Annotated in this window: 2 pseudogenes; both read right to left on the bottom strand. The window is 79.0% G+C overall.

The features are described 5' to 3' along the window. Positions 1–365 (bottom strand): annotated as a pseudogene (locus CBZ_RS20475) (mycothiol maleylpyruvate isomerase); the annotation flags it as partial. A gap of 10 nt (positions 366–375) precedes the next feature. Then, positions 376–1,308: pseudogene (locus CBZ_RS20470) on the bottom strand (hypothetical protein); the annotation flags it as partial.

Genomic DNA, 1,308 nt, shown 5'->3' with positions numbered 1-1,308 from the left:
ACCGCGGCGACGGCCGCGACGGGGTCCTCGCCGAGGGCCGCGCCCGCGTCGCGACCGCGCTGGGCGACGTCCGGTCCGGCGGCGACCGCGCGCGTCGCGACGTAGTAGGCGGCGGTGGACGCGACCTCGACGCGGTCGGCGGGCAGCGCGAGGTACGACTCGACGGTGAGCAGCGCACGGGTGGTGTGCCCGACGAGCGCGCGGACGTCCCACTCCCCCAGCCCGGGCCGGGCCCACGGGTCGCCGGCACCGGCGTCGGCGACGACCGACGCGAACCACCGCGCGGCGTCGCCGAAGTCGCGTCGGGCCGCGTCCCAGGCGCCCGCCGTCACCCCGTCCGTGGACGTGACCGTCGTTCCCGCCATGGACGTGACTCTAGGAGCCGTCGGTCAGCAGCCGCGCCGCCAGGTCGCGCGCCTTGCGGAGCACGGCGGACGACCCGGGCCGGGCGGCGAGCGCGGCGAGTCCCGGCCAGGCGGCGGCCTCGGTGGGCAGCAGCCCACGGTCGGCAGCCTCCCGCAGGTGCGCGGCGTGCAGGAGCGCGACGTCGAGCACCCGGTTGAGCCAGCGCGGCGGCGCGCCGTCGACCGCGGCGGCGTGCCGGACCGACTCGACGAGGACGGGCCACAGCACGGGCAGCGTGGTCGGGTGGGACTCCAGCAGCCGGACCATGCGGGCCGGGCTGACGTCGGGCTGCGTGACGAGCGCGCGCACCGCGACGGCCACTGCGGCGGAACCCACGAGGCCCTCGTGCAGGATCTCGCGCGGGTGGTACGTCTCGGGGTCGTCGTGGCAGAGGCTCGCGAGGAGGGCCGCGACCATCGACGTCGTCAGGGGCGGCACGGGCCCGCCGCCCGACAGCGGGCCGTCCGTGCCGCCGCGCCAGTCCCGCTGCGCCCCGACGACGAGCCGCCCGGCGGCGTCGTCCCAGCGCAGCCACGCGTCCAGCCCGCGCGTGCCGGCGCGAACCCCGGCGTCCGAGAGCGCGGCGCACTGGCCCTCGTGCTCGAGGTCGTAGAACCACGCCTTGACGACCCGGTAGGTCGCGTCGGGCCGGTCCGGGAGGGTGAGGTCGACGGCGAGCATCTTCCGGGGGACGTCCGGGTCGACCCACCGGGCGACGAGCGTGGCGCCGTCCTCGACGGCAGGACGCGTGCCCGCGCCGGGCGGCCAGATCTCGAGGAACGCGCGCGTGGGCGGCTCCAGGGCGGGGGCGACGACGGCCGGGGCCGGGTCGGCGGGCAGCAGTGCGACCACGGCCCGCGCCGCGACGACCGCCCGGGACGACCCCGCGCGGGCGGCGAGCGC

It is taken from the genome of Cellulomonas biazotea, from assembly GCF_004306155.1.
Classification (GTDB): Bacteria; Actinomycetota; Actinomycetes; order Actinomycetales; family Cellulomonadaceae; genus Cellulomonas; species Cellulomonas biazotea.
This window is presented reverse-complemented; position numbering and strand designations above follow the sequence as displayed.